Below are 24,239 nucleotides of genomic sequence, written 5' to 3' on the forward strand. Positions count from 1 at the left end.
GAAGGCGGTATACCGACCGGTTACGACTCGGTGAACCGCTGACGCTCGATATCGAGATCGCGCAGACGCACGCGCAGTGCGCGTCCGCCGTCGGAATCGGCGGGCACACGCTGCACGGCGGCCAGAAGCTCGTTCTTCTCCCGATCGAGCGTGCGCAGGATCATCCGGCGGGCGAGATCGGCGGTGGATGCCACGGCTCCGGCTTCGTCCTTGGCCGGGAACGGGCTCATCAGCAGTTCACCGGCGAGCGAGCGGTACGGCTCGCGCACCGCGTTCACAGCATCCATCGCCCACCCGACACGCGTTCGATCCGGAACCGCCACGATCACCTCGCGCACGGCTTCGAGTGCCGGATGCCGGAAAGGCTCCGCAAGAGCCCGCGAGAGCGTGGCCTGATCGATCTGATGCCCGTACTGTAGCGCGCCCATGAGCGCTCCCCGCTCCATCGCGACATCCGCGGTGCGCGGCAGGCTCGCCATCGTGACGGCGACGGCCGCCGGCGCCCCGACGGGATCGTCCGCCGGGCGCTGTTCCGCTTCGCGGCGCGAGGCGCTCGCGCCCCCGCGTGCCGCGCGCTCGACCTCGCGGCGCACGTCCGTGGGATCCATTCCCAGCCGTCGTGCCAGCACCCTTTCGTATCCCGGTCGCAGCAGACGGTCACGGATCTCCGCGACGATGGGCGCGGCAGCCCGCAGCGCACCGACCTGCCCCTCGACCGTCGCCAGGTCGAACCCCGCGAGCTTTCGATCGATGGCGAACTCGAACATGGGAACCTTGGCGTCCATGAGGCTGCGCACCGCCGCATCGCCGCGCTGCAGGCGCAGATCACAGGGATCGAGGCCGTTGGGCGCCACAGCGACGAACGTCTGGGCGTTGAAGCGGTCGTCCTCCGTGAAGGCGCGCAGGGCCGCCTTCTGCCCGGCCTCGTCTCCGTCGAAGGTGAACACGACCTCACCGGAGGCCGAATCATCGCCCATGACGCGGCGCAGCACCTTGATGTGATCGGCCCCGAACGCGGTGCCGCAGGTCGCCACAGCGGTCGTGAGTCCCGCGAGGTGGCAGGCCATCACATCGGTGTATCCCTCGACGACGACCACCCGACGCGGGTCCCCGCGCGAGATGTCGCGCTTGGCGAGATCGAGCCCGTAGAGAACCTGTGCCTTCTTGTAGATCGGCGTTTCGGGGGTGTTCAGGTACTTCGGCCCCTTGTCGTCGTCGAACAGCTTGCGCGCGCCGAAGCCGATCGTCTGCCCCGTGACATCTCGGATCGGCCACACCAGGCGGCCGCGGAAGCGATCGTAGACGCCCCGCTGCCCCTGCGAGACGAGTCCCGCGGCGAGAAGCTCGTCGCGGGTGAAGCCCTGCGCCGTGAGGGCCTTGAGCATGCCGTCCCAGCCGCGCGGCGCGAAGCCCACGCCGAAGTGCGCGGCGGCGCCGGCGTCGAAGCCCCGTTCGCCGAGGAAGCGGCGTCCGGTCTCCGCGTCGGCCGTGAGCAGCTGCCCGCGGAAGTACTCCGACGCCGCCGAGTTCGCAGCGAACAGACGTGTCCGCCCGCTCGTCTCCGGCGCGGCTCCGCCGTCTTCGTAGTGCAGTGTGTAGCCGATGCGGCCGGCAAGACGCTCGACCGCCTCCGTGAAGCTGACGTGGTCCATCTCGCGCAGGAACGAATAGACGTCGCCGGACTCTCCGCAGCCGAAGCAGTGGTAGTACCCCACCTGGGGGCGCACGTGGAAGCTCGGGCTCTTCTCGTCATGGAACGGGCAGAGGCCCTTGAGCGATCCGACACCGGCGGATTTCAGGGCTACGCGCTCGCCCACGATATCGGCGATATTGGTGCGGGATTTGACCTCGTCGACATCCGCCTGCCGAATCAGGGGCATCAGCGCACCGGTTCCGGGGCGCGCGCCGGAGCGTGCGGGCGCGCGGATGCGGTGCGCGGGGTCCAGATGCCGACCTCAGCCGGGTCGATGTCGCCGACGAGCCGGCTGTGCCAGTCGAGCGCCGTCTGATCGGTGAGGCTGGCGATCTGGTCGACGACGACGCGCGCGCGCTGAGCGTCGGACTCGGATGCCAGGAAGTCGGCCGCGAACGCCGGTTCGAGCACATCAGCACCAGCAGTCCAAAGCGTGTCCGTCGACCAGAGCGCGTCGGCCAGTCGTGTGAGAACGCGGCGCTGCTCCCGGTAGACGCCCTTGCGCGCATCGATCGTGACGATGGCCTGTCCCATGATCCCCTTGAGCACGGCGATCTCGGTCTCGACGACCCGGGGCACGATGACATGGGCGTTGTACCGGGCCAGCGACGGACCGCTGTAGGCCTCGCGGGTGGCGGTCACCGCGGCCCGCGCGAAACGGCCGATCAGGTCGCTGGTGAGGTTCTTCAAGCGTGCGAGGTCCTGACGGGAGCGGTCGAAGGACTTCAGCCACATCGGCTGACGCGTGAGCCGGTACAGCGCATCCGCGAGCTCTTCCCGCGTGAAGTCGTAGCCCACCCACTGCTGGATGCGGCCCACGAGCGCATGGTGCTCGGCGGGGTCAGAGAGTTCCGCGACATCGAGATAGCCGTTGACGATCGCGTCCTCGAAGTCGTGCACCGAGTAGCCGATGTCGTCCGAGAGGTCCATGATCTCCGCTTCGATGCACCGCAGGCGCCCAGGAGCACCCTCGCGCATCCAACGGAACACCTCTTCGTCCTCGGGGTAGACGCCGAATTTGAGGCGTCCGCCCGGGTCGGGCATCGGGCTGTCCACCGTCCACGGGTACTTGCACGTCGCATCCAACGTCGCGCGCGTGAGATTGAGCCCGACGGAGTGCTGCTCATCATCGAGCACCTTGGCCTCGAGCCGTGTCAGGATGCGCAGCGACTGCGCGTTTCCTTCGAAGCCGCCGATGTCCTCGGCCCAGTCGTTGAGCGCTCGCTCGCCGTTGTGACCGAACGGCGGGTGTCCGAGATCGTGGCTGAGACAGGCCGTGTCGACGACATCCGCGGAGACGCCCAGCGCGACGCCGAGCTCTCGGCCGACCTGCGCCACCTCGAGTGAATGCGTCAGGCGGTTGCGAGCGAAGTCGGCCGTGCTCGCCGGGCTCAGCACCTGCGTCTTCGCCGCCAGGCGCCGCAGCGCTGCGGAATGCAACACCCGAGCCCGATCCCGTGCGAAGCCATCGCGCTCGGACCGGTGCTTCTCGCTGAAGAAGCGTTCCGTGTCGCGCGCTTCATAACCGGCCAGCACGTTCTCGGCACCGGTCGAATTCTCAGCCGCCACTGTTCTCGATCTCCGCTCCACGCATCATCTCACTGGCTCCCGCCGCGAGTTCCTGGGAATCCAACCAGCCCTCGGGAAGGTGCGGCCGCTTCGGCCGGCCCGCGCGACCGCGCTGCCCCTCGGCATCCGCGCCCGGATAGGGTGCGTCGTGATCGAGCTGGCCGAGAAGATCATCGATGTGGGCGAGGCTCTGCGCGGTCGCGAGTCCCGTGCGCACATCGCTGCCGACCGGGTAGCCCTTGAAGTACCAGGCGACGTGCTTGCGGATGTCGCGACAGCCGTGGTCCTCGCTGTCGAAGAACTCCACGAGCAGCTCCGCGTGACGGCGGAAGGCATCGGCGACGAAGCCGAGCGTCGCATCGACTTCGCGCCCCTGACCGCCGAACGCGTTCGCCAGCTCGCCGAACAGCCACGGGCGGCCGAGGCATCCGCGCCCCACGACGACGCCGTCGCAGTCGGTCTCGGCCATCATCCGCACCGCGTCCTCGCCCGACCAGATGTCGCCGTTCCCGAGCACCGGGATGCTCGTCACCGCCTGCTTGAGCTCGCCGATCGCATTCCAATCGGCGTGGCCCGAGTAGAACTCATTGGCCGTGCGCGCATGCAGTGCCACGGCCGCGGCCCCGGCATCCTCCGCGGCGCGACCCGCGTCGAGGAAGGTCAGATGATCCGGGTCGATGCCCTTGCGCATCTTCACCGTCAGCGGGATGTCTCCCGCAGCCTTCACCGCGCGGTCGACGATGTCGGCGAACAGCTTCGTCTTCCACGGCAGTGCCGCTCCCCCGCCCTTGCGGGTGACCTTGGGCACGGGACATCCGAAGTTCAGGTCGATGTGGTCGGCGTGATCCTCATCGACGATGACCTTCACAGCATCCGCGATGGTCTTCGGGTCGACGCCGTACAGCTGGATCGACCGGGGCGTCTCGCTCTCATGATGCTGGATCAGGCGCATGGTCGTCTCGTTGCGCTCGACGAGCGCGCGCGAGGTGATCATCTCGCTGACGTACAGGCCCGCACCGTACTCACGGCACAGACGCCGGAAGGCCGTGTTCGTGATTCCTGCCATGGGGGCCAGGACCACGGGCACGTCGAGGGAGATCGGGCCGATGCGCAGCGCGCGCGCGGGAGCAGAAGCAACAGTCATATCCCTCCCATTCTCCCATCCTCCGGCCGCGCGCGCCGCATGTCGGCATAGCATGTGCATATGACCGATTCCGCCGTGCGCCAGATCCCGTTCACCGATGCTCAGGGAGCCGAGAAGACCCTGGATGACGTCGGCGCCGATGTGATCCTCGTGGTCAACGTCGCCTCCAAATGCGGGCTCACCCCGCAGTACGAGCAGCTCGAGCAGCTGCAGCGCGCTTACGGCGATCGCGGGTTCAGCGTGATCGGCTTCCCGTCGAACCAGTTCATGGGACAGGAACCGGGGTCCATGGATCAGATCCTCGAGTTCTGCTCCACGACCTACGGCGTCTCCTTCCCGGTGAATGAGAAGGTGAAGGTCAACGGCCGAAACGCCGTCGAGCTCTACAAGGCGCTCAAGCAAACGCCGGATGCTGCGGGCAAGGCCGGCCGCGTCGAGTGGAACTTCGAGAAGTTCCTCGTTCTTCCCGACGGATCGGTGAAGCGCTTCCGTCCGAAGCAGAAGCCGGACGCCCCCGAGATCGTCGAAGCGATCGAGAGCGCCCTGCTCCGCTGATCCGCCTCCGGGTCAGGCAGAGGCGTTCTCGCCGCGCTTGGCCCACAGGTCGCGCAGGACGGTCTCGAACGTCGATGCGGGCTGAGCGCCCGAGATCCCGTACTGGCCGTCGATGACGAAGAACGGAACGCCCTGGATGCCGTAGGCACGTGCCTGCGCCTGATCCTGGTGGACGGCCGGCAGGTACGTGTTCTCCGCAAGGGCGGCACGCGTCTCATCGGCGTCGAGACCGACCTCGACACCGAGCTCGACGAGATCGTCGATGCGTCCGACGTGCTTTCCTTCCATGAAGTACGCCGTCATGAGGCGCTCCTTCATCTCGTGCTGCAGCCCCTTCGCCTTTGCATGGTGCAGCAGCTCGTGGGCCTTGACGGTGTTGGTATACTGCAGCAGATCGAAACGGTACTCGAGCCCGGCGTTCCTCGCGACGCCGGTGACCTGCTCGAGCATCTGCTCGATCTGCTCACGGCTCATGCCCTTGCGCTCGATGAGGAAATCGACCTGCGTTCCCGGATAATCGACCGGGGTATCGGGAGAGAGCTCGAACGAGTGGAAGGTGATGGTCACCTGCGGGGCATCCTCATCGGCGGCGATCGCTTCGAGACCCTTCTCGAGATTGCGCTTGCCGATGAAGCACCACGGGCAGGCGATGTCGGACCAGATATCGATGGAGATGGGTTCAGTCACATCATGATTCAAGCGCATCATGACGCGGAATATTCCGTTGGTAGCATCTTCGGATGCTCACTTCCGGAAACGTGCTCCCCTCGGCCCCGCAGCGTGTGCTGATCGCCGGTGTCACCGGCGCGGGGAAGACCACGCTGGCACGGCGCATCGCCGATCGCTTCGGCCTCGTGCACCACGAGATCGACGCCCTGCACCACGGGCCCGACTGGACCGTCCGACCGGAGTTCCTCCACGACGTGCGCGCATTCGCGGCGACGGATCGTTGGGTGACCGAGTGGCAGTACACGTCGAAGGGCGCCGATTCGATCCTCGCACCGCGCGCGGACCTCGTCGTGTGGCTGGACTACCCGTGGCACATCGTGCGCCGGCGTCTCATCGCGCGCACGTTGAAGAGGCGGATGCTGCGCACGAGACTGTGGAACGGCAACGTCGAACCACCGCTGTGGAGCCGAGAAGCCTGGAACGGTGACAACGACATCCTGGGCTGGCAAACAGGCACCCGTCACAAATGGGACGAGCGGATGCCCGGCGTCCAGGAGTTCTATCCGCACCTGACAGTCGTCCGCTTCCGCCATCCGCGCGAAGCCTCCCGCTGGCTGCGCTGAGGGCGGGTCAGACGGCGGGCTTATCGATCGCGCCACCGAAGCGGCGGTCGCGCGAGACGTAGACCTCGATCGCGCGCCACAGCTCCTCGCGGGAGAAGTCGGGCCAGAGCGTGTCCAGGAAGACCATCTCGGCGTAGGCCGACTGCCAGAGCAGGAAGTTCGACGTGCGCTGCTCGCCCGATGACCGCAGGAACAGGTCGACGTCGGGCATGTCGGGCACGTAGAGATTACGGCGGATCATCTTCTCGCTGATGGCGTTCGGCTTGACCTTGCCGGCGGCGACGTCCGCGGCGATCGAGCGCATGGCGTCGACGAGCTCGATGCGTCCGCCGTAGTTGACGCACATGGTGAGCGTCAACGTATCGTTGCCCTTCGTGAGCTCCTCCGCATACTGCAGCTCTTTGATGACCGAGCCCCACAGGCGCGGCTTGCGGCCCGCCCAGCGCACCCGCACGCCCCACTCGTTGAGCTGGTCGCGACGGCGGTGCAGCACGTCACGGTTGTACCCCATGAGGAACCGCACCTCTTCGGGAGAGCGCGCCCAGTTCTCGGTGGAGAACGCGTAGACGCTGAGGTGCTTGACGCCCGCTTGGATTGCTCCGGCGACGACGTCGAGCAGCACCTCTTCCCCGGCCTTGTGGCCCTCGATGCGGTTGAAGCCGCGCTTATTCGCCCAGCGGCCGTTGCCGTCCATGACGATCGCGACGTGCTCGGGCACCTTCGCGAAGACCGGCGGGTGGATCCCCGTCCAATCCAGCGGGCGGTAGGCAACGGCATCCTTGTGCGTGTAGGGCTGGGGGCTCAACGGATCGCCTCTCGGGACGGGTCGGAGACATGGGCGAGCGAGCGGATGCCGCGCTCCAGGTGGTACTGCGCATACGCGGAGACGAGGCCGGATGCTGCGGCGGTGTCCGACGGCGAGGCGGCATCGATCGCACCCCACTCACCGCGGATCAGAGATCGCAGCAGGCGAATCGTGCCGTCGGCGATCTTCGGGCTGCCGGCCGGGGCGCACGACGTGCAGACGAGACCGCCCAGCTGGCCGACGAAGTGGGTGTGCGGGCCTGGCGCCCCGCACCGGGCGCAGTCGCCGAGCGACGGCGCCCATCCTGACAGCGCCATGACGCGCAGCAGGTAGGAGTCGAGGATGCTGCGCGCCGCGTGATCGCCACGGGAGAGCGCGCGCAGGCCGCCGACGAGCAGCAGGTACTGCTCGGGCGTCGCCTCCGCGTCGTTGAGCCGGTCGGCGGTCTCGACCATGGCGCTCGCTGCGGTGAAGCGCTCGTAGTGCACGGCGATCTCGCTGCCGTAGGAGCCGAGGGTCTCGGCCTGCTGGACGATGTCGAGAGATCGGCCCTGGTACAACTGCACATCGGCGACCATGAACGGCTCGAGCCGTGAGCCGAACTTCGACGAGGTGCGTCGCACGCCCTTCGCGACCGCACGGATCTTGCCATTGCGCCGCGAGAGCATGGTGACGATGCGATCCGCCTCACCGAGTTTATGGGTGCGCAGGATCACCGCTTCGTCTCGATAGGTGGGCACGGTTCGATTATCCTCCGCCGGAATGGGAAAACGCGCACAGGCTCGGGCGAGGCAGAAGCGGCCTCCGCACATCGCGGAGGCCGCTTCGAACGCGACGGATCAGACGGCCGCCAGCTGCGTCTGCCGCGTGCGGATCGCCCGGTTCACTCCCGAGACGATCGCCTTGAGGCTCGCGGTGGAGATGTCGCCGTCGATGCCGACGCCCCACAGGCGCTGGTCGTCGACCTGCAGCTCGACGTAGGCCGCGGCCTGCGCGTCGCCGCCGGAGCTGAGCGCGTGCTCGACGTAGTCGTAGACCGTGATGTCGAAGCCCTGACCGCGCAGCACCTCCACGAAGGCGGCGACGGGACCGTTGCCCTGCGCGGTCACCGAGCGCTCCTCGTCACCGTCGCGCACAACAGCATCCAGGACGACCTCGCCCGACATGTCGCTGCGGGTCTGCGTGCCCAGCAGCTCGAACCGCCCCCACTTCGCCTCGGCGTCGTCGGCGGGCAGATACTCATCCGTGAAGATGGTCCAGATCTGCTCGCTGGTGACCTCTCCGCCCTCGGAGTCGGTCGTGGACTGCACGACGCCCGAGAATTCGATCTGGAGTTTGCGGGGCAGATCCAAGTTGTGGTCGGTCTTCAGCAGATAGGCGACGCCACCCTTGCCGGACTGAGAGTTCACGCGGATGACCGCCTCGTAGGAGCGGCCCAGGTCCTTCGGGTCGACTGGCAGGTACGGCACGGCCCATTCGATCTCATCGATGGTCTTGCCCTCGGTGACCGCGCGGGCCTCCATCGCCTCGAAGCCCTTCTTGATGGCATCCTGGTGCGATCCGCTGAACGCCGTGAACACGAGATCGCCGGCCCACGGGCTGCGCTCGGGGACGGGCAGCTGGTTGCAGTACTCGACGGTGCGCTTGACCTGGTCGATGTCGCTGAAGTCGATCTGCGGGTCGATGCCCTGCGTGAACATGTTGATGCCCAGCGCGACGAGGTCGACGTTGCCGGTGCGCTCGCCGTTGCCGAACAGGCATCCCTCGATGCGATCCGCACCCGCCATGTAGCCGAGCTCGGCCGCGGCGACGCCGGTGCCGCGGTCGTTGTGCGGGTGCAGCGACAGGATGACGTTCTCGCGGTGGGCCAGGCGGCGGCTCATCCACTCGATCGAGTCGGCGTAGACGTTGGGAGTGGCCATCTCGACCGTCGCCGGCAGGTTGATGATGACCTTGCGCTCGGGCGTCGGGCCGAAGGCCTCGATCACCTGGTTGCAGACGTCGAGGGCGAACTCCAGCTCGGTGCCGGTGTAGCTCTCGGGCGAGTACTCGTAGAAGACCCGCGTCTCGGGGATCGTCGCCTCATACTGCTTGCACAGGCGCACACCCTCGAGGGCGATGTCGATGATGCCCTGCTTGTCGGTGCGGAAGACGACCTCGCGCTGCAGCACGCTCGTGGAGTTGTACAGGTGAACGATCGCCTGCTTCGCACCGGCGATGGCCTCGTAGGTGCGGGCGATGAGGTGCTCACGGGCCTGGGTCAGAACCTGGATCGTCACGTCATCCGGGATGGCGCCGTCGTCGATCAGGTGACGGACGAAGTCGAAGTCCGTCTGGGAAGCGGAGGGGAATCCGACCTCGATCTCCTTGTATCCCATGCCCACGAGCAGGTCGAACATGACGCGCTTGCGCTCGGGCGACATCGGGTCGATGAGGGCCTGGTTGCCGTCGCGGAGGTCGACCGCGCACCAGCGGGGTGCCTCGGTGATCCGCTTCGCGGGCCATGTGCGGTCGGGGATGTCGACCACGATCTGCTCGTGGTACGGACGGTACTTGTGCACCGGCATCGTCGAGGGGCGCTGGGTGTTCTGCATGATGGGCTTCTTCTCTTCGTCAGGATGATCGGGCCAACACAAGCGCCGCGACGAGGAAGGCCCTTGCTCTCAGGACTCGTCGCGGCAGCTAAGAAGAAGCAGACCGCCGAATGGCATGCGTTCAGAGTACACCCGTCAGCGCGCGGGTCGCCAAATCAACGGGGTGCCGGGTCGGCGGGCTACGGGATGAGTGCGAACTTGCCGCCGGCGTGCCCGGTCGCGAGCATGCGGGTAGCGGCGATCGCCTCAGCGAGCGGGAATATGCCCGCGATCGGCACCTCGAGCTCCCCCGCACCGGCGAGGGCGATGAGATCCGCGCGGATGCTGTCGCGGAAGGCCGCGCTCTCGGGCTGCGATCCGGCGATCGCCCGGAAGCCGTCGGCAGCGGCGCGCGCGGGTGCGGCGACCGTCACGATCCTCCGCAGGTCCTCGACGAGCTCGAGCGATGCGTCGACGGCATCCGACGTGCCGACCGTGTCGAGGGCCACGACGATGGGGGCATCCGTCACCGCGCGCACGCGATCTTCCAGCGCCGCGCCGTACGAGACCGGGATGCCGCCGAACCGGCGCACCTCGTCGAAGCGCGCCGCGCTCGCGGTGCCGATGACGCGGATGCCGCGCCGTCGTGCCTGCTGCAACACGCTGATACCGACGGCGCCGGATGCGCCGTGCAGGAGGATCGTCTCCCCCGCGGCCGCCCCGCTGATCGGCGGCCGTCGTGCCCGCCAGCAGCAGGTTCGCCGCGGCGGCGTGCGGCAGAGATGCGGGCTTCGCGAACGCCTTCGACGCGGGGATCGTCACCTCGTCGGCGTAACCGCCCTGCACTCGGAAGGCGATGACCTCATCGCCGATCGCCGCGGGCCCCGAGCCGATCGTCGTGTCCGGGCCGATCGCGACGATCTCGCCCGAGATCTCATAGCCGATCGCGACGGGCAGGACGGCGCCCGGTCGGGCGGCGGCGACGTGCTTGTGGTCTGCGGGGTTGATCCCGGCGGCGCGCACGCGCACCGTGACCTCCCCCGCCGCCGGAGCCGGCACCGGATGCTCGACGAGACGCCAGTCCTCGTACGATCCCCAGTGCTCGGCGACCCAGCGCTGCGCCACGCTCAGAACCCGAGGCGTCCGAGCTGCTTCGGGTCGCGCTGCCACTCCTTGGCGACCTTCACGTGCAGTTTCAGGAACACCCGCGTGCCGAGCAGCTCCTCGATACCGGTTCGGGCCTCCGCGCCGACATGCTTCAGGCGCGATCCCTTGCGCCCGATGATGATGGCCTTCTGGCTGTCCCGCTCGACGACGATCGAGGCGTGAACATCCGTGAGGTCGCTGTCCTCGCGCTCGGCGATGTCATCCACGACGACGGCGATCGAGTGCGGCAGCTCGTCGCGAACGCCCTCGAGCGCTGCTTCGCGGATCATCTCGGCGATGCGGTCCTCGGTGGACTCGTCCGTCGTGATGTCGTCCGGGTAGAGCGCCGGCCCTGCGGGCATGAGCGCCAGCATCTCGTCGGTGAGCACATCCAGCTGCACGCGGGTGAGGGCGGACAGCGGGATGACCGCGGCCCAGTCCTCGCGCAGGGAGTCGACCTCCATGAGGCGCTCCGTGATCTGGTCGCGGTCCGCGGCATCGGTCTTCGTCACGATCGCGATCTTCTTCGCACGGCCGTAGCCGTCGAGCGATGCGGCGATACGGCGATCGCCGGGGCCGACCTTCTCCGTCGCCGGTACGCAGAAACCGATCACATCGACGTCGCCGAGCACCTGCTCGACGAGGTCGTTGAGTCGCTCGCCGAGAAGCGTTCGCGGCTTGTGGATGCCGGGTGTATCGACGAGCACGAGCTGACCGCTTGGCCGGTTGACGATCCCACGGATCGCACGACGGGTGGTCTGCGGCTTCTCGCTCGTGATCGCGATCTTCTCGCCGACCAGGGCATTCGTCAACGTGGACTTGCCGACGTTCGGCCGCCCCACGAAGGTCGCGAATCCGCTGCGGTTCTCATCGGTCATCGTCTGTCTCCTCTGCTGCGCCCGCGGCGCGCTCCACGAATACCGTGGCGATTCCCCGTCCGCGGCCGCGCGAAGCACCGCCGGTCAGGACCAGTCCGTCGATCGTCGCCGTGACCCCGGGCTGCGGGATCTGGTCGACAGCTTTTCCGAGCAGCCCGCCGATCGAGTCCACGTCCTCATCGTCGAGGTCGATGCCGAACAGGTCTCCCACGTCGTCCAGCGACAGGCGGGCGCTGACCCGGTAGCGGCCGTCGCCGAGATCGACGACCTCGGCAGCGGCACGGTCGTACTCATCGGAGATCTCGCCGACGAGCTCCTCGATCAGATCCTCCAGAGTGACGAGACCCGCGATGCCGCCGTGCTCGTTGACCACCAGGCACACGTGAACGGCGTCGCGCTTCATCTGCTGCAGAAGGGTCTCCGCGCGCATGGACTCCGGCACGAATGTCGCCGGTCGCGAGATCGAGCGGATGGATGCTCCGCGCCAGGCGGTCTCATCCCGATATGCGAACTGCACGAGGTCCTTCAGATACAGCACGCCGACCACGTCGTCGGCCTCATCGTCGACCACCGGCACCCGGGAGACGCCGCGATTGAGGAACAGGGACATGGCCTCATCCATCGTCGCCTCGGCATCGACGGTGACCATGTCGGTGCGCGGGACCATCACGGCGCGCACGAACTGGTCCGTGAAGTCGAAGACGGAGTGGATGAGGTCGCGGTCGTCCTCTTCGATCAGGTCGTTGGACGCCGCTTCGTCGACCATGCTGAGCAGCTGGTCCTCGCTGGCGAACGAACTGCGGCCCGTGCCGGGCGTGACACGGTTGCCGATCACGACCAGGCCCTGGGCGAGGGGGCCCAGGATGAGTCGGAGCCCCCGCACGATCGAGGCCGTGCCCCGGATCATCCCCTCGGCACGACGACGGCCGAAGGAGCGCGGGCTGGCACCGACGAGAACGAAGGTGATGCCGGTCATGAGGATCGCGGCGGCGAGCATCGCCCACCAGATGCTCTCGAACATGATCGTGAACGCGGCGGTGACGAGCACGGCTGCGGTGACCTCGACGAGCACGCGGATGAATGACACCGCATTGACGTGGGCATCGAGGTCTTCGCAGATGCGCTTGAGCGCCTTCGCATTGCGCCCCTCGCCGGCCATCTCTTCCAGGTCGGCTCGCGAGGTCACGCCGTAGGCTGCGTCGATGGCGGCGCTGAGCCCGCCGAATGCCACCAGGAGGATGGCGGCGACGATGAGGAGGATCTCGGTCATCGGGTGCGTTCGGCCTGTGCGAAGCCGAGGATCAGCTCCTTCTGCAGGCCGAACATCTCACGCTCCTCATCGGGTTCCGCGTGGTCGTACCCGAGCAGGTGGAGCAGTCCGTGCGTGGTGAGCAGGATCAATTCGTCCATCAGGGTGTGTCCGGCGGCCTGCGCCTGGGTCTCGGCGACCTGGGGGCATAGCACGATATCGCCGAGCAGTCCCGGAGGGGTCGGGCGGTCTTCGGTTCCCGGACGCAGCTCGTCCATGGGGAAGCTGAGCACATCAGTGGGGCCGGGCTCGTCCATCCACTGCACGTGCAGGGCCTCCATGGCACCCTCGTCGACGAGGACGATCGCCACTTCGGCATCCGGGCTGACGTGCAACTGGGCGAGGTTGAAGTCGGTGAGGCGCTGCAGCACCGTCTCGTCGACGTCGATGGCGGATTCGTTGTTGATCTCGATCATGATGAGTGTCCTCGTCTCGGCTGCCGATCGCGCGGCATACCGGCTCGTCGGTCGGCACGGTTGGCGAATTCTCGGGCCTGCTCGCGCTCGTGGCGGGCAACCGTGCGCTGCTCGTCATACTCGCTGTAGGCGTCGACGATGCGCCCGACCAGGGAATGGCGGACGACGTCATCGCTGGTGAGCCGGGCGAAGTGGATGTCTTCGATGTCTTTCAGCACCCGGGTCACCAGGCGCAGACCGGATGCACCCTGGGGCAGGTCGACCTGGGTGATATCGCCGGTGACCACCATCTTCGTACCGAAGCCGAGGCGGGTGAGGAACATCTTCATCTGCTCGGGCGTCGTGTTCTGCGCCTCGTCGAGCACGACGAAGGAGTCGTTCAGTGTGCGCCCGCGCATGTACGCGAGCGGGGCGACCTCGATCGTGCCGCTGGCCATGAGCCGCGGCACGATGTCGGGGTCCATCATCTCGTTGAGCGCGTCGTACAGCGGTCGCAGATAGGGGTCGATCTTGTCGGTGAGGGTGCCGGGAAGGAACCCGAGCCGCTCGCCCGCCTCGACCGCCGGGCGCGTGAGGATGATGCGGGTGACCTCTTTGCGCTGCAGCGCCTGCACGGCCTTCGCCATCGCGAGGTAGGTCTTGCCCGTGCCGGCGGGACCGATGCCGAACACGACCGTGTTCTCCTCGATCGCGTCGACGTAATCCTTCTGGCCGAGCGTCTTCGGGCGGATGACCCGGCCGCGGGTCGACAGGATCGCTTCGCCGAGCACCTCGCTCGGACGCGGACCCTCGTCCCGGCGCAGCATCCGAGCCGAGTTCTCGACGTCTCCGGGGGCGAGATCGACGCCGTCGCGGGTCATGGTCATGAGTTCCTCGACGAGTCTCTTCGCGGAGCGCACGGGTTCCGGCTCACCCGTGAGGGTGATCTCATTGCCGCGGACGAGGACCTGCACCGCGGGATGCTCCTTCTCGAGCATGCGGAGAAGGCGGTCCTGCGGTCCGAGCAGCTGCACCATGGCGACACCGTCGGCGAGGAGCCGCTCGGTGACGAGGTCGTTTTCGTCAGAAGCCAATGAGCCGGTCCTCCGGAAGATTGCCGAGCACGTGCGCATGCACGTGGAAGACGGACTGGGCGGCGCTGGCGCCGTTGTTGAAGATGAGCCGGTATTCGCCGTTCGCATGCTCCTCGGCGATGCGCTTCGCCGCGGCGACCATGTCGGCCATGAGCGGTGCGTCTCCGGCGGCGAGCTCGGTCACGTCGCGGTACTGCTCGGTCTTGGGGATGACGAGCACGTGCAGCGGCGCCTGAGGGTTGATGTCGCGGATCGCGAACACCGTCTCGGTCTCGAGCAGGATCTCACCGGGGATGTCACCGCGCAGGATGCGGGTGAAGATCGAAGGTTCCGTCATGGTCCCAGTCTAGGCGACCGCCGTCCGATCACTCGGTGGCGTAGTCCTCCTGGAACATCTCGGGAAGCCATGCGTCGTTGATCGTGCGCTGCGCCATCCCGGTGAAGTCCGATTCGTCGATGAGCAGATAGCGGGTCGAGTCCGCGCCGTCGTTCCACGTCGTGTCGATGGCTTTCCATCGCCAGTCGATCAGGACGTGGTTCCACGCATGGGCGCCGCCGACCGTATTACCGGACACGTACACCGATTCCAGGCCCGCCTCGCGGGCGAGGAGGTTGAAGGCGTCGGCGTATCCTCCGCAGACCACCAGTCCGTCGATCAGCGCGCCGTGCGAGTCCCATGCCCTCCATTGGTCACCGACCGGTTCCGCCAGGATGCTGTTCGACGAGACTTCTGTGTAGGTCTCGTAGTCGTATTCGATGTTGTCGACCATCCAGGCGTTGATGGCGCCGGCTTTGTCGGCATCGCTCATCCCGGCGTCGACGATTTCGGCGATGATGCCCTCCGCCAGGGCGCTCAGCCGGGACTGGATCTTCTTCACCGCATCGGCATCTTCGCGATAGGTGACGTAGAGGATCTCTTTCTCGATGACGGCGCTGTCCACGACCGCGCTGATGAGCGGATTCTGGATGTAGGCCGTTCGGTACGCATCCGCCGGAGCGGGGAGACCCGGTTTCCCGGCGTAGGCGCTCAGATCGACCGCCTGTTCGCTGGCGGCGAGGTTCGCGGCGATGTACCGGGTCAACTCGTCCGTAGCGAAGAGCTCGTACTCGCTCACCGGTGCGACGGTCGACGGAGTCACGTTGTTCGGGGATCCGGTGAGATCCGCGAACGTCGTCACCGCTCCCGTCTTCGGCATCTCCATGGACGCTCTTTCGTTGTACGCCGAGACGTAGTCGGCCATGCGTGCCGGCCAATCCGCTTCCGAAACGCCGTCCGGCTTGAGCGTGTAGAGGGTCACCCGGAAGTCCGTTCCCGGTACCGCCCCCTTCACGAGGCCGGTCATCTGCGCGTCTTCATCGCCCGAGAGGAACATCCCGAGCGTCACGACGTGCGGGGAGATCGTCGTCGGGTCCAGACGCAGCGGCATCGTGATGGTGTCGCCGTTGAGCGTCGTGACCGGATACTGCGTCGGGGTCGCACTGAAATCACCGTTATCGCTGAGATCGAACATGTCGCGATAGGCGTTGTATGCGCTGTCGAAGGGCACGGCTCCGATCACGGAGTTCGCGTCGATATAGCTGATCCGCGAGTGCTTGCCGCCCCCGACGGCGACGACCGCCATGTGCGCGAGCGGCTCCGGCTCCTCGTAGGTGAACAGCGACCCGCCGGTCTCGTCGACGGAGAAGCCCGAGAACAGGCTGAACGTTCGTTCCGGAGCCTCTCCGTGCGTCGGCGGTTTCGAGGTCCTGCTCGTCTCTGTCGTGGATGCGACGACCGAGGGGCCCGTGTGCCCGCCGTAACCGATGTCGCTCTTGATGAGGAAGTATTCGGTGCTGTCATCGGCACCTTCCGGCGCATTCCAGGTGGCCTTCACGCTGCCACCGGTGCCGACCATCGAGAAGGTCGGCACGATGGTGTCGAAGAACATCTCGTGGTCGGATGAGCGCACGGTGTGCACCAACGGGGTGTCGCGGAGCTCGCCATCGCGGTCGTAGTACTGCACGACGTAATAGGTCTCATAGCTCATCCACGACGCGCGGATCCAGTCGTCGGCGTCCTCGAGCTCCTCAGCGACCGGATCGAAGTAGGGCACACTCGTCGTTCGCAGCAGCTCAGGCAAACCGCTGCTCACACGAAGCTCGGCGTCCTCCCACGGGCGGATCGCGACCGTCTGATCCTTCTCGCTCCAGAGATCGTTGTGCGGCAACGAATCTGTCAGAGCACTGTCGAAGAAGATTGCGAAGACGCCGTCCTCATCGCCATCCGGCAATGTGCGCGGGTCCACGCGCATCGGCACCTCGAGCGATTCCTCCGCTGCCAACTCCACCACGGGCGCCCAGGCGTAGCCGCCGGCGATCACCGTGCCGCTCGGATCCCGGCCTCCGATGGCCTCAGCGACGACGAGTCCTCCCGCGATCAGCGCGATCACCGCGGCGATACCGATGCCGGCGATGCCGTCGCACACGGCGCTGCCGCTCCTCCAGCGCGATGGCGGGCGCCGATTCGACGGCTTCTTCCGCGTCGCTCGTGGACTCGGTCCACTGCGTGCCGTCCCAGTAACGGTACGACGCCGCTCCGGCCGGATCGTCATACCAGCCCGGTGCTGCGGCTTCCGTCATCGCTGTCCCTTCACAGGCGCATCGGCGCACCCGTCGTCACTGTTGGATTGTGTCGCCGCTACCAGCGCTCGAGCGCGACCGAGAGCACGGCGATGGCCGCCGGCCCCGCGGTGGATGTACGCACGACCGTGTCGCCCAGCAGCACCCTCTCGGCCCCGGCCTCGTCGAACTTCGCGAGCTCCTCCGGAGCGATGCCGCCCTCGGGCCCCACGATCAGGACCATGTCGCGCTCATCCGCCCGGATCTGTGAGAGCTTCGTCGTCGCCGTCGGATCGAGCACCAGCATCCGCCGCCCCTCGGATGCCGCGATCAGCTGACCGGTCGTCACGGGCTCCGCCACCGGCGGCACCCAGGCGCGGTGCGCCTGCTTCGCTGCTTCACGCACGATGGTCGCCCACCGCTCGCGTCCCTTGACGGCTTTCGCACCCTCCCAGCGGGAGATGCTGCGCGTGGCCTGCCACGGGATGACACCATCGATGCCGAGTTCGCAGGAAGTCTGCACCGCGAGCTCGTCACGGTCGCCCTTTGCGAGTGCCTGCGCGAGGAAGAGACGTATGGTCGGAGCGTCCTGTGCGCGGCGTCCCGTGACCTCGACGTTCACCAGCGACGCGGAGACATCGGTCACGACTCCCTCGAGCCAGATGCCGGCCCCGTCGCCGAGCGTCACCTGCTCCCCCACCCGCAACCGGCGCACGACGGCCGCGTGCTTCGCCTCGGCTCCCGTGAGCGCCACGATGTCGCCGATGCGCGCATCGGTGCAGGTCGGGGCGAGGAAGTGCAGTGCCATCAGCCGCGGAACTTGTCGCGCAGCTTCGAGAACAGTCCCTGCTGGAACTGGGCCAATTGCGGTGCCGGTGCCTTCTGCTTCTTGGCGAAGTCCTCGATGAGCTTGCGCTGCGCCGAGTCGAGCTTCGTCGGGGTGACGACCTGAACGGCGACACGGAGGTCGCCGCGCTGCGTGCCGCGCAGCGGAGTCACGCCGCGCCCCTTGATCGTCAGGATGTCGCCGGATTGCACACCCGAGCGGATCTCCAGATCGACCTGGCCATCGAGGCCCTGGATCGAGGTCTGGGTGCCGAGGATCGCATCGGCCATCGAGACCTCCAGCGTCGCCAGCAGATCGTCGCCGTCGCGGCTGAACGCGGCGTGCGAGGCGACCGAGATCTCGACGTAGAGGTCGCCGTTCGGACCACCGGCACGGCCGACCTCGCCGGATCCGGGCAGCTGCAGGCGCAGCCCGGTCTCGACGCCCGCGGGAATGTCGAGCGAAACGGTGCGGCGCGAGCGCACACGCCCCTCGCCGTGGCACGACCCGCACGGGTGCGGGATGACGGTTCCGTAACCGGAGCAGCTGCCGCAGGGCTGCGAGGTGACGACGTTTCCGAGGAGGCTCCGCACCTGGCGCTGCACATGTCCGGTGCCATGGCAGATGTCGCAGGTGGCGGGCGAAGTGCCCGGCTGCGTGCAGGCGCCCTGACAGGTCTCGCAGAGCACCGCGGTGTCTACCTCGATGTCGCGGTGCGCGCCGAAGATGACGTCGCCGAGCTCCATCGTGACGCGCACGAGCGCATCCTGTCCGCGCTCCTTGCGCGAGCGCGGGCGGTTACCGCGCCCTCCGCCCTGGCCGCCGAAGAACGTCTCGAAGATGTCCCCGAAGCCGCCGAACCCTCCGAAGTCGCCGCCGGCGCCGTCCCCGCCGCCCATGTCGTAACGACGACGCGAGTCGTCATCGCTGAGCACGTCATAGGCGTGCGTGACGAGCTTGAACCGTTCGGCCGCATCCTCCCCCGGGTTCACATCGGGATGCAGCTGCCGAGCGAGCTTGCGGTACGCCTTCTTGATCTCATCCGTCGATGCGTCCTGGGAAACTCCGAGGACTTCGTAATGGTCCGCCACAATCACCTTCCTGCGTGTGCGTGCACACGCGCGTACCGCTTCAGCGGCGCGCCTCGTCTTCGTCGAGCATGCGCGAGAGGTAGCGGGCCACAGCCCGCGCCGCCGCGAGATTGCTCGGGTAGTCCATCCGGGTGGGACCCATCACGCCGACGCGCGCTGTTCCTCCCGGAGTCAGATAGTTGCTCGCGACGATGGATGCCTCGGGCAGCCCGAACGGTTCGTTCTCGGCGCCGATGCTCGCCGCGAGACCATGCTCGTCGGTCACCATCTCGCTCATCAGCCGCAGCAGGGTCACCTGCTCCTCGATTGCTTCGAGGAGCGGGTGGATGCTGCCGCGGAAGTCCTGTTCGCGTCGCGCGAGTGTCGCGGCTCCCGCCATCACGAGCCGCTCCTGGCGGAACTCGGCGAGCTCCTCGCCGATCACGGACGCCAGCGCACGGGCCGCGACATCGATGCGCGAAGGCTCGGAGCCCTTCTGCAGCGCCTGCACGCGGTCGGTCGCCTCGCGCACCGTCTGGCCGGTGAGCAGGGCCGACAGCCGTGCCCGCACCACGGCGACCTCGGCGTCGTCGAGATCCAACGGCAGCCCGGCGATCCGTTGCGAGACTCCGCCGGCATCCGTGACGAGCACGACGAGGACCCGGTTCGGGGCGAGCGCCACCAGCTCGATATGCGTGAGGTGCGCGCGGGCGAACGACGGGTACTGCGCGAGAGCGACCTGGCCCGTCAGACGGGTCAGCACACGGACCGTGCGCGCCATGAGGTCGTCGAGGTCGGCGGGATCCGTGAGGAAGCCCTCGATCGCATTGCGCTGCGCCGAGGACAGAGGGCGCAGTTGCGCCAGATGGTTCACGAAGACCCGGTAGCCCTTGTCCGTCGGCACGCGACCTGAGGAGGTGTGCGGAGCCGTGATGAGTTCTTCGTCCTCGAGTTGGGCCATGTCGTTGCGGATCGTCGCGGCCGAGACGCCGAAGGAATGACGGTCGACGATCGACTTGCTGCCGACCGGCTCATGCGTCTCGACGTAGTCCTGGACGATGGCCTGAAGAACCTGGAGTCCTCGCTCGGTGACCATGTCGCGCCTCCCTTCTGGCACTCAGATACCCGGAGTGCCAATTCTACCCCGGTGCTCAATCCGTCAGCTCGCGCACCACGGCATCCGCGAGCAGCCGGCCCTTCAGCGTCAACCGGATCCGGCCGCGAAGGGCTGCCGGAGCGTCCACGAGCCCATCTGCGATGAGCCCGGCAACGCGGGTGCGATTCGCCTCCGGAAGATCGATGACGGCCATGCCCTCCGCCAGGCGGGTCTCGAGGAGAACCCGCTCCAGAAGATGAGACGCCGCATCGGGGCGCTCGGTTCCCGCTGCCGGGGACTCGGATGCCGCGAGCCGCTGCGCATAGGCTGCCGGATGCTTCACATTCCACCAGCGCAGACCCGCGACATGGCTGTGCGCACCGGGGCCGAAACCCCACCAGTCGCTCCCCCGCCAGTAGGCGAGATTGTGGAGTGACCGGTGATCGGCGCCCGGCACCGACCTCGCCCAGTTGCTGACCTCGTACCACTCGAAGCCGGCCGCGGCCAGGCGGGAATCCACCGTCTCGTACATGTCGGCCTGAAGATCATCATCAGGGCGCGGCACCTCGCCGCGACGGATCTGACGGGCGAGCTTCGTGCCGTCCTCGATGATCAGGGCGTAGGCGGAGATGTGGTCGGACTCGAGCGCGAGCGCAGCATCCAGCGAAGCCTCCCAATCGGCGAGGGACTCCCCGGGGGCGCCGTAGATCAGGTCGACACTAACCTCGAGGCCCGCGCCCTTCGCCGCTGCAACCGCTGCGCGGACGTTCTCGGGCCGGTGCGTGCGGTCCAGCGCCGCCAGCACATGCGGCACGGCCGACTGCATGCCGACCGAGAGCCGGGTGACTCCGGCGTCGGCGAGCGTGCGCGCAACCTCATCCGTCACCGTGTCGGGGTTCGCCTCGACTGTGACCTCGGCGCCCTCACGGATCCCGAAGGCGTCGATGGCCGTTTCGAGCATCCGTGCGAGATCGCCCGCCGGAAGAAGTGTCGGCGTGCCTCCGCCGAAGAAGACCGTGTCCATCGGGCGCAGCGCACCCGCATCGCCCAGAACCCGCTTCGCGAGCGCGATCTCCGCCCGGAGCGTGTCGGCGTAATCGTCCTGACGGGCGCCGCGCAACTCGCTGGAGGTATAGGTGTTGAAGTCGCAGTAGCCGCACCGCACACGGCAGAACGGGATGTGCAGATACGCCGAGAATGGAACCTGCGCATCGATCGGCAGATCAGCGGGCAGACGACCATCGCTCGGAGCAGGATCCCCGAGCGGCAGAGCACCGGCCATCAGAGCGGCGTCGCGTAGAGCGGGGAGATCGCACGCAGATAGCGGTCGAACAGCTCCTTGCGCCGCCGCTTCACGAGCCCCGGAACGAAACGGTAGAGCACGGACACCGGCGCGTCGAATGCGCGCACGGTGAACCAGACCTCATCCGTGTCCTCGCGCCAGTCGATCTCGAAGAGCTCCTCGCCGCTTACGACGGAACCGCCCACCGTGCCCAGCACGAAGCCGATCCGACGGGGCTCCTCGTTCACCGAGATGACCCGCAGCTCGGCATCCGCGCGCATGCCGGAGACGCGGCCGCGCAGCGTCAGGGTCATGCCCGGGCCGACGAAGGGCGTCCCCTCGGCGTCGAAGCGTTGCTCGACTTCGCGCTTGCTCGGCGCAACCGGGTTTCCCTCGGCGTCGAAACTCACGCCCGCGTAGGTAGGACCGGCGGCAGGGCGCACATCTTCGACGTGCAGACCCGCGGCACGCTGAGCCGTCCAGGACAGCAACGCATCTCCGGCGGTTCGGAAACGCTCCTCGCCGCTGCCGATCCTCCAGGAGTTCTCCGCCGGCACGCTGCGCTCCGGCGGATACTGCATCAGATCAGGGGCGTGTGTTGCGCCGACCGCTGCGTAATCGACCGTCTCGTCCCGGAATGTCCCACGCCGCATGACACCCAGACTACTGGGACGGTCCTGGACGAACACCCCCACACGCGATGAGGATGCCACGCCTACTTCTTGTCCTTGCCCTCGACGTCACCGGAGAGCGCGGCGATGAACGCCTCCTGGGGGACCTCGACGCGACCGACCATCTTCATGCGCTTCTTGCCCTCCTTCTGCTTCTCGAGCAGCTTCCGCTTACGGCTGATGTCACCGCCGTAGCACTTGGCGAGCACATCCTTGCGGAGGGCGCGGATCGTCTCGCGGGCGATGATGCGCGCGCCGATCGCCGCCTGGATCGGCACTTCGAAGTTCTGGCGAGGGATGAGCTTGCGCAGTCGCTCGGTCATGAGCGTTCCGTATGCGTAGGCCTTCTCACGATGGACGATGGCGCTGAACGCGTCGACCTTGTCGCCCTGGAGCAGCACGTCGACCTTCACGAGATCGGCGGTCTGCTGGCCGGCGGGCTCGTAGTCGAGGCTCGCATAGCCCTGCGTCTTGGATTTCAGGTGGTCGAAGAAGTCGAAGACGATCTCGCCGAGGGGCATCATGTAGCGAAGCTCGACGCGCTCCTCGCTGAAGTACTCCATGCCCAGCAGCGAGCCGCGGCGCGACTGGCACAGCTCCATGACGGCGCCGACATAGTCCTTGGGCAGGAGGATCGCGGTCTTGACCATGGGCTCTGCGACCGAGGCGACCCGGCCATCGGGGTACTCGCTCGGGTTCGTGACGGTGACCGTCTCGCCCGTATCGGTCGTGACCTCGTAGATCACGCTCGGCGCGGTCGTGATCAGGTCGAGTCCGAACTCACGGCTGAGGCGCTCGGTGATGATCTCGAGGTGCAGCAGACCCAGGAATCCGCATCGGAAGCCGAAGCCGAGCGCCACGGAGGTCTCGGGCTCGTACTGCAGCGAGGCATCCGACAGCTTGAGCTTGTCGAGCGCTTCGCGCAGATCCGCGTAGTCGCTGCCGTCGATCGGGTAGATGCCCGAGAACACCATGGGCTTCGGGTCGGTGTACCCGGCCAGCGGCTCGGCAGCCGGCTTGCGAGCGGTCGTCACCGTGTCGCCGACCTTGGAGAGGCGGACGTCCTTCACGCCGGTGATCAGGTAGCCGACCTCGCCGACGCCGAGGCCCTTGGAAGGAATCGGCTCCGGACTCGAGACGCCGATCTCCAGCAGCTCGTGCTGCGCATTGGTCGACATCATCTGGATGCGCTCACGCGGAGTCAGCGCTCCGTCGATCATGCGCACATAGGTGACCACGCCGCGGTAGGAGTCGTAGACCGAATCGAAGATCATCGCGCGCGCCGGAGCATCCGCATCACCGACGGGAGCAGGGATCTCGCGCACCAGACGGTCGAGGAGGTCCTCGACGCCGACGCCGGTCTTGCCCGAGACGCGCAGGACGTCTTCCGGGCGGCCGCCGATCAGGTCGGCGAGCTCCTTGGCGAACTTATCGGGATCCGCCGCCGGCAGATCGATCTTGTTCAGCACCGGGATGATCGTCAGATCATTCTCGAGCGCGAGGTAGAGGTTCGCGAGCGTCTGGGCCTCGATGCCCTGCGCCGCATCGACGAGGAGGATGGCGCCCTCGCAGGCGGCAAGCGACCGCGACACCTCGTAGGTGAAGTCGACGTGACCGGGGGTGTCGATCATGTTGAGGGCGAACGTCTCGCCCTCGATCTCCCAGGGCATGCGCACGGCCTGGCTCTTGATGGTGATACCGCGCTCTCGCTCGATATCCATGCGATCGAGGTACTGCGCACGCATGTCGCGATCGGCGACCGCGCCGGTGATCTGCAGCATGCGGTCGGCGAGCGTCGACTTGCCGTGGTCGATGTGGGCGATGATGCAGAAGTTTCGGATCTGCGAGGGCGGCGTCGCGGAAGGCGAAAGCGGTTTCAGGGCACGTGGAGACATGTCCCGTCCAGTCTACGGTCAGGGGCGCCTAATGTTCGATTCCTCGACTGCGGTGATAGTCTCTCGAGGTTGCTCTGTACGAATCCGTGACACTCGGTGCCAGCGGAAACCCGACTCCGTACCAGTCGTTGAATGGTGAATCGGTCGCGCAACCGAGTCGAAGATGTTTGACTGAATCTCGACTCAGCGCCTCCCGGCCGATCCCGAATGCGCCTGCAAAGAGAAAGACACGAACTTGATCAAGTATCTCCTGCGCCGCACCCTCGGCTGGCTAGGGCATGTCTCCCAATAGGGCTGCCCAGGTGAGGGCAGCGTGGAGGACTGCGGCGGCGCGGTAGGTGATGGCGA

Annotated in this window: 23 protein-coding genes and 1 pseudogene; 2 read left to right on the forward strand and 22 right to left on the reverse strand. The window is 67.1% G+C overall.

Translation table 11 applies throughout. The features are described 5' to 3' along the window. Positions 1 to 20: 20 nt before the first annotated feature. The 3 genes from dnaG to dusB are packed head-to-tail and all read right to left on the reverse strand — an operon-like array spanning position 21 to position 4,406. Entirely contained in the window at positions 21 to 1,880 is a 1,860-nt protein-coding gene (dnaG, locus tag ACWAUG_RS06225; RefSeq protein ID WP_298038358.1) for a DNA primase, read from the reverse strand. After that, positions 1,880 to 3,262 carry a deoxyguanosinetriphosphate triphosphohydrolase gene (locus ACWAUG_RS06230; protein ID WP_298038359.1) on the reverse strand — a complete coding sequence of 461 codons (1,383 nt, stop codon included), beginning with the start codon at positions 3,260 to 3,262 and terminating at the stop codon, positions 1,880 to 1,882. The genes dnaG and ACWAUG_RS06230 overlap by 1 nt, the downstream gene beginning before the upstream one ends. Further along, positions 3,252 to 4,406, reverse strand: coding sequence for a tRNA dihydrouridine synthase DusB (dusB, locus tag ACWAUG_RS06235; RefSeq protein ID WP_460801851.1), 1,155 nt, complete (start codon positions 4,404 to 4,406; stop codon positions 3,252 to 3,254). Before dusB ends, ACWAUG_RS06230 begins: the two co-directional genes overlap by 11 nt. A gap of 60 nt (positions 4,407 to 4,466) precedes the next feature. Here dusB and ACWAUG_RS06240 point away from each other — a divergent pair, with 60 nt between their 5' ends. Next, the gene (locus tag ACWAUG_RS06240) at positions 4,467 to 4,961 is read left to right on the forward strand and encodes a glutathione peroxidase (RefSeq protein ID WP_298038363.1); all 495 of its coding nucleotides are present in this window, start codon (positions 4,467 to 4,469) and stop codon (positions 4,959 to 4,961) included. 12 nt (positions 4,962 to 4,973) lie between these two features. On the opposite strand, the gene ACWAUG_RS06245 is transcribed toward ACWAUG_RS06240, so the two are convergent. After that, entirely contained in the window at positions 4,974 to 5,648 is a 675-nt protein-coding gene (locus ACWAUG_RS06245) for a DsbA family oxidoreductase (RefSeq protein ID WP_298038366.1), read from the reverse strand. A 53-nt stretch (positions 5,649 to 5,701) separates the two neighbouring features. Here ACWAUG_RS06245 and ACWAUG_RS06250 point away from each other — a divergent pair, with 53 nt between their 5' ends. Then, the gene (locus tag ACWAUG_RS06250) at positions 5,702 to 6,253 is read left to right on the forward strand and encodes a P-loop NTPase family protein (RefSeq protein WP_298038367.1); all 552 of its coding nucleotides are present in this window, start codon (positions 5,702 to 5,704) and stop codon (positions 6,251 to 6,253) included. A gap of 7 nt (positions 6,254 to 6,260) precedes the next feature. On the opposite strand, the gene ACWAUG_RS06255 is transcribed toward ACWAUG_RS06250, so the two are convergent. The 18 genes and pseudogenes from ACWAUG_RS06255 to lepA all read right to left on the reverse strand — a co-directional run bounded on the left by ACWAUG_RS06255 (position 6,261) and on the right by lepA (position 23,891). Continuing rightward, complete coding sequence (locus tag ACWAUG_RS06255; RefSeq protein ID WP_298038370.1) at positions 6,261 to 7,058, reverse strand: isoprenyl transferase; 798 nt, start codon at positions 7,056 to 7,058, stop codon at positions 6,261 to 6,263. Then, complete coding sequence (recO, locus tag ACWAUG_RS06260) at positions 7,055 to 7,798, reverse strand: DNA repair protein RecO (RefSeq protein WP_460801852.1); 744 nt, start codon at positions 7,796 to 7,798, stop codon at positions 7,055 to 7,057. The genes ACWAUG_RS06255 and recO overlap by 4 nt, the downstream gene beginning before the upstream one ends. 99 nt (positions 7,799 to 7,897) lie before the next feature. Next, positions 7,898 to 9,652, reverse strand: coding sequence for a 2-isopropylmalate synthase (leuA, locus tag ACWAUG_RS06265; RefSeq protein ID WP_298038375.1), 1,755 nt, complete (start codon positions 9,650 to 9,652; stop codon positions 7,898 to 7,900). Positions 9,653 to 9,831: 179 nt separating this feature from the next. Further along, positions 9,832 to 10,293 carry a zinc-binding dehydrogenase gene (locus ACWAUG_RS06270; protein ID WP_298038377.1) on the reverse strand — a complete coding sequence of 154 codons (462 nt, stop codon included), beginning with the start codon at positions 10,291 to 10,293 and terminating at the stop codon, positions 9,832 to 9,834. Between the two features lie 184 nt (positions 10,294 to 10,477). Then, a pseudogene (locus tag ACWAUG_RS06275) lies at positions 10,478 to 10,801 on the reverse strand (alcohol dehydrogenase catalytic domain-containing protein); the annotation flags it as partial. Beyond that, positions 10,759 to 11,655 (reverse strand): GTPase Era, encoded by an 897-nt coding sequence (gene era / locus ACWAUG_RS06280; RefSeq protein ID WP_298038380.1) that lies wholly within the window; start codon positions 11,653 to 11,655, stop codon positions 10,759 to 10,761. The pseudogene ACWAUG_RS06275 and the gene era, both read right to left, overlap by 43 nt. Beyond that, positions 11,645 to 12,925: a hemolysin family protein gene (locus ACWAUG_RS06285; RefSeq protein WP_460801853.1), complete on the reverse strand. Its 1,281-nt coding sequence runs from the start codon at positions 12,923 to 12,925 to the stop codon at positions 11,645 to 11,647. Before ACWAUG_RS06285 ends, era begins: the two co-directional genes overlap by 11 nt. Then, a complete protein-coding gene (gene ybeY, locus ACWAUG_RS06290) occupies positions 12,922 to 13,383 on the reverse strand; it encodes an rRNA maturation RNase YbeY (RefSeq protein WP_298038448.1) in 462 nt (153 codons plus the stop codon). The genes ACWAUG_RS06285 and ybeY overlap by 4 nt, the downstream gene beginning before the upstream one ends. Further along, positions 13,377 to 14,396: a PhoH family protein gene (locus tag ACWAUG_RS06295; RefSeq protein WP_298038450.1), complete on the reverse strand. Its 1,020-nt coding sequence runs from the start codon at positions 14,394 to 14,396 to the stop codon at positions 13,377 to 13,379. The genes ybeY and ACWAUG_RS06295 overlap by 7 nt, the downstream gene beginning before the upstream one ends. A 46-nt stretch (positions 14,397 to 14,442) precedes the next feature. Further along, positions 14,443 to 14,790: an HIT domain-containing protein gene (locus ACWAUG_RS06300; protein WP_298038385.1), complete on the reverse strand. Its 348-nt coding sequence runs from the start codon at positions 14,788 to 14,790 to the stop codon at positions 14,443 to 14,445. Between the two features lie 28 nt (positions 14,791 to 14,818). After that, positions 14,819 to 16,918 carry a transglutaminase domain-containing protein gene (locus ACWAUG_RS06305; RefSeq protein ID WP_460801854.1) on the reverse strand — a complete coding sequence of 700 codons (2,100 nt, stop codon included), beginning with the start codon at positions 16,916 to 16,918 and terminating at the stop codon, positions 14,819 to 14,821. Further along, the gene (locus ACWAUG_RS06310) at positions 16,845 to 17,072 is read right to left on the reverse strand and encodes a DUF2510 domain-containing protein (RefSeq protein ID WP_298038393.1); all 228 of its coding nucleotides are present in this window, start codon (positions 17,070 to 17,072) and stop codon (positions 16,845 to 16,847) included. Before ACWAUG_RS06310 ends, ACWAUG_RS06305 begins: the two co-directional genes overlap by 74 nt. Before the next feature lie 58 nt (positions 17,073 to 17,130). After that, complete coding sequence (locus tag ACWAUG_RS06315; RefSeq protein ID WP_298038396.1) at positions 17,131 to 17,859, reverse strand: 16S rRNA (uracil(1498)-N(3))-methyltransferase; 729 nt, start codon at positions 17,857 to 17,859, stop codon at positions 17,131 to 17,133. Continuing rightward, the gene (gene dnaJ, locus ACWAUG_RS06320; protein WP_298038399.1) at positions 17,859 to 18,968 is read right to left on the reverse strand and encodes a molecular chaperone DnaJ; all 1,110 of its coding nucleotides are present in this window, start codon (positions 18,966 to 18,968) and stop codon (positions 17,859 to 17,861) included. The genes ACWAUG_RS06315 and dnaJ overlap by 1 nt, the downstream gene beginning before the upstream one ends. Positions 18,969 to 19,008: 40 nt before the next feature. Then, on the reverse strand, positions 19,009 to 20,043 hold the full coding sequence (gene hrcA, locus ACWAUG_RS06325; RefSeq protein WP_460801855.1) for a heat-inducible transcriptional repressor HrcA: 1,035 nt from the start codon (positions 20,041 to 20,043) through the stop codon (positions 19,009 to 19,011). Positions 20,044 to 20,098: 55 nt separating this feature from the next. Then, complete coding sequence (hemW, locus tag ACWAUG_RS06330) at positions 20,099 to 21,325, reverse strand: radical SAM family heme chaperone HemW (RefSeq protein WP_460801856.1); 1,227 nt, start codon at positions 21,323 to 21,325, stop codon at positions 20,099 to 20,101. Next, entirely contained in the window at positions 21,325 to 21,978 is a 654-nt protein-coding gene (locus tag ACWAUG_RS06335) for a DUF1990 family protein (RefSeq protein WP_298038405.1), read from the reverse strand. Before ACWAUG_RS06335 ends, hemW begins: the two co-directional genes overlap by 1 nt. A gap of 62 nt (positions 21,979 to 22,040) precedes the next feature. Continuing rightward, a complete protein-coding gene (lepA, locus tag ACWAUG_RS06340) occupies positions 22,041 to 23,891 on the reverse strand; it encodes a translation elongation factor 4 (protein WP_298038409.1) in 1,851 nt (616 codons plus the stop codon). Positions 23,892 to 24,239 lie beyond the last annotated feature (348 nt).

This window comes from Microbacterium sp. GXF6406 (assembly GCF_054798215.1).

What these genes read in the sequence shown, in the direction of transcription:
- ACWAUG_RS06315 (WP_298038396.1), bottom strand. Translation starts at nt 17,859, where the DNA reads ATGGCACTGCACTTCCTCGCCCCGACCTGCACCGATGCGCGCATCGGC.
- ACWAUG_RS06310 (WP_298038393.1), bottom strand. Translation starts at nt 17,072, where the DNA reads ATGACGGAAGCCGCAGCACCGGGCTGGTATGACGATCCGGCCGGAGCG.
- ACWAUG_RS06300 (WP_298038385.1), bottom strand. Translation starts at nt 14,790, where the DNA reads ATGACGGAACCTTCGATCTTCACCCGCATCCTGCGCGGTGACATCCCC.
- hrcA (WP_460801855.1), bottom strand. Translation starts at nt 20,043, where the DNA reads ATGGTCACCGAGCGAGGACTCCAGGTTCTTCAGGCCATCGTCCAGGAC.
- lepA (WP_298038409.1), bottom strand. Translation starts at nt 23,891, where the DNA reads ATGTCTCCACGTGCCCTGAAACCGCTTTCGCCTTCCGCGACGCCGCCC.
- ACWAUG_RS06285 (WP_460801853.1), bottom strand. Translation starts at nt 12,925, where the DNA reads ATGACCGAGATCCTCCTCATCGTCGCCGCCATCCTCCTGGTGGCATTC.
- ACWAUG_RS06335 (WP_298038405.1), bottom strand. Translation starts at nt 21,978, where the DNA reads ATGCGGCGTGGGACATTCCGGGACGAGACGGTCGATTACGCAGCGGTC.
- ACWAUG_RS06295 (WP_298038450.1), bottom strand. Translation starts at nt 14,396, where the DNA reads ATGGTGCAGCTGCTCGGACCGCAGGACCGCCTTCTCCGCATGCTCGAG.
- dnaG (WP_298038358.1), bottom strand. Translation starts at nt 1,880, where the DNA reads ATGCCCCTGATTCGGCAGGCGGATGTCGACGAGGTCAAATCCCGCACC.
- ACWAUG_RS06250 (WP_298038367.1), top strand. Translation starts at nt 5,702, where the DNA reads ATGCTCACTTCCGGAAACGTGCTCCCCTCGGCCCCGCAGCGTGTGCTG.
- era (WP_298038380.1), bottom strand. Translation starts at nt 11,655, where the DNA reads ATGACCGATGAGAACCGCAGCGGATTCGCGACCTTCGTGGGGCGGCCG.
- dusB (WP_460801851.1), bottom strand. Translation starts at nt 4,406, where the DNA reads ATGACTGTTGCTTCTGCTCCCGCGCGCGCGCTGCGCATCGGCCCGATC.
- ACWAUG_RS06240 (WP_298038363.1), top strand. Translation starts at nt 4,467, where the DNA reads ATGACCGATTCCGCCGTGCGCCAGATCCCGTTCACCGATGCTCAGGGA.
- hemW (WP_460801856.1), bottom strand. Translation starts at nt 21,325, where the DNA reads ATGGCCGGTGCTCTGCCGCTCGGGGATCCTGCTCCGAGCGATGGTCGT.
- leuA (WP_298038375.1), bottom strand. Translation starts at nt 9,652, where the DNA reads ATGCAGAACACCCAGCGCCCCTCGACGATGCCGGTGCACAAGTACCGT.